This is a genomic window from Mycobacterium sp. TH-M103 (assembly GCF_057473785.1).
In genome coordinates this window covers 1-6,743 of sequence record NZ_JBYCLG010000199.1, presented here as the reverse complement: position 1 = coordinate 6,743, position 6,743 = coordinate 1, and the positions used below count along the sequence as shown (strand labels likewise).

The 6,743-nt window shown below is 68.6% G+C and carries 7 protein-coding genes and 1 pseudogene; 6 read left to right on the top strand and 2 right to left on the bottom strand.

The window, feature by feature from the left end; translation table 11 throughout:
• Positions 1-202 (bottom strand): annotated as a pseudogene (locus AC2VOR_RS11035) (mannan chain length control protein LmeA); the annotation flags it as partial.
• A 202-nt stretch (positions 203-404) separates the two neighbouring features.
• Here AC2VOR_RS11035 and AC2VOR_RS11030 point away from each other — a divergent pair.
• From AC2VOR_RS11030 to pstB, 6 genes are all read left to right on the top strand, one after another.
• Positions 405-1,175, top strand: a complete 771-nt coding sequence (locus AC2VOR_RS11030; protein WP_369736873.1) for a winged helix-turn-helix transcriptional regulator — start codon at positions 405-407, stop codon at positions 1,173-1,175.
• Positions 1,172-2,098, top strand: a complete 927-nt coding sequence (gene mshD, locus AC2VOR_RS11025) for a mycothiol synthase (RefSeq protein WP_369736874.1) — start codon at positions 1,172-1,174, stop codon at positions 2,096-2,098. Before AC2VOR_RS11030 ends, mshD begins: the two co-directional genes overlap by 4 nt.
• A gap of 184 nt (positions 2,099-2,282) precedes the next feature.
• Positions 2,283-3,386 (top strand): phosphate ABC transporter substrate-binding protein PstS, encoded by a 1,104-nt coding sequence (gene pstS / locus AC2VOR_RS11020; protein ID WP_369736875.1) that lies wholly within the window; start codon positions 2,283-2,285, stop codon positions 3,384-3,386.
• A 45-nt stretch (positions 3,387-3,431) separates the two neighbouring features.
• Positions 3,432-4,478: a phosphate ABC transporter permease subunit PstC gene (gene pstC / locus AC2VOR_RS11015; protein WP_369736876.1), complete on the top strand. Its 1,047-nt coding sequence runs from the start codon at positions 3,432-3,434 to the stop codon at positions 4,476-4,478.
• Positions 4,475-5,401, top strand: coding sequence for a phosphate ABC transporter permease PstA (gene pstA / locus AC2VOR_RS11010; protein WP_369736877.1), 927 nt, complete (start codon positions 4,475-4,477; stop codon positions 5,399-5,401). The genes pstC and pstA overlap by 4 nt, the downstream gene beginning before the upstream one ends.
• Positions 5,402-6,178: a phosphate ABC transporter ATP-binding protein PstB gene (pstB, locus tag AC2VOR_RS11005; RefSeq protein WP_369736878.1), complete on the top strand. Its 777-nt coding sequence runs from the start codon at positions 5,402-5,404 to the stop codon at positions 6,176-6,178.
• Positions 6,179-6,181: 3 nt separating this feature from the next.
• Here the strand turns inward: pstB and phoU are convergent.
• On the bottom strand, positions 6,182-6,743 hold a 562-nt coding region (phoU, locus tag AC2VOR_RS11000; protein WP_486963787.1), incomplete at its 5' end, for a phosphate signaling complex protein PhoU.

Here is a 6,743-nt window from a genome sequence, read left to right as displayed (position 1 = left end):
GCATCGCCTGGGGGATGAACGGGAAGGCCAGGATGGCCACGAACGGGTCCGAGCCCAGCTTGGCCACTTTGCGCACGGTCGTCGACAGCCGGTACTCGGCGTAGATGCTCGTTCCGTAGTCGACGCCGACGGCGCCAGCGGCCACCACGGCCACGGCGACCACCGCGGCCGTCGCACCGATCAGAACCTTCCGCACCCGCATATTGTGGCCGAGGCGGCGCCGCGTTTGCCGCGAGGTCCGTCCTGCGGTCCCCCGGCTGCCCCGAGCGGTTGGTCACACTGCATGTCGGCGCGCTCGATCACTAAGCCAAAGACCAGGTGGCACGTTATCGTTAGATGACCTGGCAACTAACGCGACGTTGCGTCCCGAATTGGGATCTGCCTTTCCCACGAGTCGGAGGGGCTTGTTGGAGCTACTACTGCTGACCTCGGAGCTGCATCCCGACACCGTCCTGCCGTCGTTGTCGCTGCTTCCCCACACCGTGCGGACGGCCCCACCGGAACCATCGTCCCTGCTGGAGGCCGGAACGGCGGACGCCGTGCTGGTCGACGCGCGCACCGACCTGTCCTCCGCGCGCGGGCTTTGCCGCCTCTTGAACACGGCGGGCCGATCGGCCCCCGTGGTGGCCGTGGTGACCGAAGGCGGCCTGGTGGCGGTCAGCGCCGACTGGGGGCTCGACGAGATCCTGCTGCCCGGCACCGGTCCCGCCGAGATCGACGCCCGGCTGCGGCTGGTGGTCGGGCGCCGCGGCGGCCTGGCCGAACAGGAGAGCGCGGGCAAGGTGAGCCTCGGCGAGTTGGTGATCGACGAAGGCACCTACACCGCGCGGCTGCGGGGCCGGCCGCTCGACCTCACCTACAAGGAGTTCGAGTTGCTCAAATACCTGGCCCAGCATGCCGGCCGGGTGTTCACCCGCGCACAACTGCTGCACGAGGTGTGGGGTTACGACTTCTTCGGCGGCACCCGCACCGTCGACGTGCACGTGCGCCGGCTGCGGGCCAAGCTCGGTCCCGAACACGAGGCGCTGATCGGCACCGTCCGCAACGTCGGCTACAAGGCCGTCAGGCCCGCCCGCGGCCGGACGCCCATCACCGACTCCGACGGCTCCGGGGACGCCGCGTCCGACTCCGAGGACCTGCCGGGCTCACTCGTCGACCCCGCGCGCACTCAGTGAGCCCCTCGGACTGGCGCTCCGAGCTGACCACCGACGAACAGCGGCTGGTGCGCCAATTGGTCTCGGCGGCAACAGAATTCGATGGTGTCGCACCCGTCGGCGAACAGGTGCTGCGCGAACTCGGCCACGACCGCACCGAGCACCTCCTGGTCTCCGACTCGTCCGACAATGCGATCGTCGGCTACCTCAACCTCAGTCCGCCACGCGACGGCGAGGCCGGGATGGCCGAACTCGTGGTGCACCCGCAGGCCCGCCGGGGCGGAATCGGGGCGGCGATGAGTCGGGCGGCGATGGCAAAGACCGACGCAGGCAACCGGTTCTGGGCCCACGGCACCCTGGAAGCGGCCCGGGCGACCGCGTCCGCGCTGAACCTGGTCGCCGTGCGGGAACTCGTCCAGATGCGGCGCTCGCTGCGCGACATCCCCCCGGTGGAACCCGTCGGCGGGATGCGTATCCGGACCTACGCGGGCCCGGGCGACGACGCCGAACTGCTGCGGGTCAACAACGCCGCGTTCGCCGAGCATCCCGAACAGGGGGGGTGGACCGACGCCGACCTCTCCGAGCGGCGCACCGAACCGTGGTTCGACCCGGCGGGGCTGTTCCTGGCGTTCGGCGACTCGAACAGCGACCAGGCCGGGCGTCTGGTGGGTTTCCACTGGACCAAAGTGCATCCGGACCAGCCCGGCCTGGGTGAGGTCTACGTTGTGGGCGTCGACCCGGCGGCACAGCGCCGCGGCATCGGGCAGTTGCTGACGGCCATCGGCATCGAGTCGCTGGCACACCGACTGGCAGGTGCGGCCGACCCGACCGTGATGCTCTACGTGGAGTCGGACAACGTCGCCGCGGTGCGGACCTACGAACGCCTGGGATTCACCCGGTACAGCGTCGACACCGCCTACGCGGCCCCGCCTACCGCCGGCTGAGCGGAATCGCGGGCAGCAGTGGCGTGGTGCCCGACTGTTCATTGCAGATTCACCGCGCGGTCGGTTCTTTCGGCCCGCGCCGGCGCATAGTTTCGCTTTGGCTCAGCAACCTGCGCTCGAGCATGTCCAGGCGCTTGTCCAGCACCGCCCGGATGCGCCCGCGACGGCTCAGAAAGCGAGATCGGTGAGGCTCCACGGACAGGGCAAGGCGATCGCGCTGGCGGCGGTGTTGGGTGCCGCGGTGCTGACCGGCTGCGGCGCCGACATCAACCACGGCGCCGCGGCCGCGGAGCTCTCCGGACCGGCGGGCTGCGGCGGCAAGCGCGGGCTCACGGCCGAAGGGTCCACCGCCCAGCAGAACGCAATCGGGGTTTTCAGCCAGGTCTGGGGCGAGCACTGCCCGGGCAAGAACGTGTCCTACAACGCGACCGGCTCCGGCGCCGGCCGGGCGCAGTTCATCGCCGGCCACGTCGACTTCGGGGGCGCGGACTCGCCGCTGCTCGCGGACCAGATCGGCCCGGCCACCAGGCGTTGCGGCGGAAACCCCGCGTGGGATCTGCCGCTGGTATTCGGGCCGATCGCCCTGGTCTACAACCTCCCGGGCGTGCAGAGGCTGGTCGTCAACGGTGACGCTCTGGGCGAGATCTTCAGCGGCAGGGTCACGTTGTGGAACGACCAGACACTGGCGGCGCTGAATCCGGGCGTGACCCTGCCGGACGTCAAGATCAGGCCGATCTATCGCGCGGACTCGTCGGGCACCACGGACAACATGCAGAAATACCTGACCGCCGCGGCCCCGCAGAGCTGGACCAGAGGCGTCGGCACCGAGTTCCAGGGAGGCGTCGGGGAAGGGGCCACCAAATCCGCCGGTCTGGTCCAGGCGGTGCGGGCCACGCCGGGCGCCATCGGCTACGTCGAGAAGGGATTCGCCGACCAGGCCGGGGTGCCCTACGCGGAGATCGACACCGGCAACGGTGTGGTCCCGCTGACCGAGAGCACGGCCGCCAACGCCATCAAAGCGGCCACGTTCGTGGCCGCCGGCAACGATCTCGTGCTGGATCTGAACTCGATGTACGCCTCCCAAGAGCCGGAAACCTACCCGTTGATCCTGGCCACCTACGAGATCGTGTGCTCCAAGGGGTACGACCCGAGCACCTCCCGCGCGGTCAAGTCGTTTCTCACCGTGGCCGCCACCAACGCGCAGGCCGGCCTGATTTCTGCCGGCTATGTCGCGCTGCCCGATAAAGTCAAGGAGCGACTGGTTACGGCGATCAACGCCATGCAGTGATCAATTGGGCGCAAGGAGCGACAACGCAACTGTGACGGGATCACAGTGACAATGCCTTCCGTGCCGAATCCGGCCGACGCAGGTTCGGGCGCGGTCGTGGCCGCCCCGTTCCCCGAGGCCCCGGTGGTGCCGATCAGCCCATGGGGCCGGGGCCGGCCGCGGCTCGGCGACCGGATGTTTCGCCGGCTCGCGCAGGCGTCGGGCGCCCTCATGGTCGCGTTGATCGTCGCGATCGGCGGGTTCTTGTTGCTGCGCGCCCTCCCGGCGCTCGAGCGCAACCGGGAGAACTTCTTCACCTATACGGGCGCCTGGGTCACCACCGGCACCTCGGCGCTGCATTTCGGCATGCTCGATCTGCTGCAGGTGACCGTTTTCGTGTCGCTGTTCGCGCTGCTTCTCGCGATGCCGGTCGCCCTGGGCGTGGCCCTGTTCATCACGCAGTACGCGCCGCGCCCGGTCGCCGGCCCGCTGGCATACGCGGTCGACCTGCTGGCCGCGGTTCCCTCGATCATCTACGGCGTGTGGGGCCTGCAGGTGCTGGCGCCGCGACTACGGCCCGTTGCGTCCTGGCTGAACCACACCCTGGGCTCGTGCTTCCTGTTCGCGGGCGCGAACACCTCGGTGACCGGGGGCGGCACCGTGTTCACCGGCGGCCTGGTGCTGGCGGTGATGATCCTGCCCATCACCACCGCGGTCACCCGCGAGGTATTCGTCCAGACGCCCCACGACCAGATCGAGGCCGCGTTGGCGTTGGGCGCCACCCGTTGGGAAGTGGTCAAGACGACCGTGCTGCCGTTCGGGCGGTCCGGCTACGTCAGCGGCGCGATGCTGGGTCTGGGCCGTGCCCTGGGTGAGACGATGGCGCTGCTGGTCATCCTGCGGGGAGCCCAGGCCACGTTCGGCTGGTCGTTGTTCGACGGCGGCTCCACCTTCGCGACCAAGATCGCCGGCGCCGCGTCGGAACTGGACGACCCATACCGGGCGGGTGCCTACATCGCCGCCGGGCTGGTGCTCTTCGTGCTCACATTCCTGGTCGACGCCCTGGCGCGCGGTGCGGTCGCCGGGATCGGGCGCAGAAGGGGCGGCCGGTGACCTCGATCCTGGACCGTCCGCTCAAGGCCCGGACGTTCCCCGGCCTGGGCCGGCGGCGTCGAGTGGCGAACAACGTCGCCACCGCGTTCGTGACGACGTCGATGCTGGTGGCCCTGGCGCCGCTGGCCTACGTGTTGTTCTCGGTGATCGCCAAGGGGTACAGGGCGATCGCGTCGGCCGCGTGGTGGACGCATTCGCAGGCGGGTATGACGGAGTTCGTGGCCGGTGGCGGCGCCTACCACGCGATCGTCGGCACGCTGCTGCAGGGATTGGTGTGCGCGGTGATCTCCATCCCGATCAGCATGTTGGTGGCGATCTACCTGGTCGAGTACGGGGGCGGCACGCCGCTGGGCAGGGTGGCCTCGTTCATGGTGGACATCCTGTCCGGGGTGCCCTCGATCGTGGCGGCGCTGTTCGTCTACACCGTGGGGGTGGCGACGTTCGGCATCGCCCGCTCCGAGCTCGCGGTGTCACTGGCCTTGGTGCTGCTGATGCTGCCGGTGATCGTGCGGGCCACCGAGGAGATGCTGCGCATCGTGCCGGTGGATCTGCGCGAGGCCAGCTACGCACTGGGCATCCCGAAGTGGAAGACCATCGCCCGGATTGTGATTCCGACCGGGCTGTCGGGCATCATCACGGGCATCATGCTTGCGGTGGCCAGGGTGCTGGGGGAGACTGCCCCGTTGCTGATCCTGGTCGGCTATTCGCAGTCGATCGGCTTTGACATCTTCCACGGGTTCATCGGCTCGCTGCCGGGCATGATCTACAACCAGGTGTCGGCCGGGGCGGGCGTGAACCCCGTGCCCACGGATCGGTTGTGGGGTGCCGCCCTAACCCTCATCCTGGTGATCGCCGTCATCAACATCGGAGCCAGGATGATCTCGAAAATCTTCGCCCCCGGAACGTCAAGGCAGGAGCACTAGGTGGCCAAGCGGTTGGACCTCAAGAGCGTCGACATCTACTACGGGTCGTTTCAGGCCGTCGCGGATGTGACGCTGTCGGTTCTGCCTCGCAGCGTGACGGCGTTCATCGGCCCGTCCGGGTGCGGCAAGACGACGGTGCTGCGCGCGCTGAACCGGATGCACGAGGTGGTTCCCGGTGGCCGCGTCGAGGGCGAGGTGCTGCTCGACGACGAGGACATCTACGGTCAGGGTGTCGACCCGGTCGGTGTGCGCCGCGCGATCGGGATGGTGTTCCAGCGCCCGAACCCGTTCCCCGCCATGTCGATTCGCAACAACGTGGTGGCGGGGCTGAGACTGCAGGGCGTGCGCAACCGCAAGGTGCTCGACGAGGTGGCCGAACACTCGCTGCGCGGCGCCAACCTGTGGGACGAGGTCAAGGACCGGTTGGACAAGCCCGGCGGCGGGCTGTCCGGCGGTCAGCAGCAGCGCCTGTGCATCGCGCGGGCGATCGCCGTGCAACCCGATGTGTTGCTGATGGACGAGCCGTGTTCGGCGCTGGACCCGATCTCGACGATGGCCGTGGAAGACCTGATCAGTGAGCTGAAGCAGGACTACACGATCGTCATCGTCACCCATAACATGCAGCAGGCCGCCCGGGTCAGCGACCTGACGGCGTTCTTCAACCTGGAAACCACCGGCAAGCCCGGGCGATTGATCGAGGTCGACGAGACCGAGAAGATCTTCTCCAACCCGAGCGAGAAGGCCACCGAGGACTACATCTCCGGCCGCTTCGGCTGAGGCCTACTCGGAGGAGCCTTTGTTGTCCTCTTCGGGGAGGCTGCCGGTCGCCTGGAAAATGACGCGCCGCGCCACCTCGACCGCGTGGTCGGCGAAGCGTTCGTAGAACCGGCCCAGCAGCGTCACGTCGACGGCCGAGGCCACGCCGTACTTCCATTTGCGGTCCATCAGTACGGAGAACAGGTGCCGGTGCAAATCGTCCATGGCGTCGTCTTCTTCGCGGATCCGGGCGGCTTTCTCCGGGTCGCGCGACAACACCACCTCTTGCGCGCTGTTGCCCAAATCGACTGCAAGCCTTCCCATTTCGGCGAAGTAGCCGTTGACCTCCTCGGGCAGCGCGTGCTGGGGATGCCGCCGCCGGGCGATCTTGGCGACGTGCAGGGCCAGTGCGCCCATCCGGTCGATGTCGGCGACCATCTGGATGGCGCTCACGATCGACCTGAGGTCGCCCGCCACCGGTGCCTGCAATGCCAGCAGCACGAAGGCGCTCTCCTCGGCGCGGGCGCTCATCGCCGCGATCTGCTCGTGGTCGGAGATCACCTGTTCGGCCAGCACGAGGTCGGCC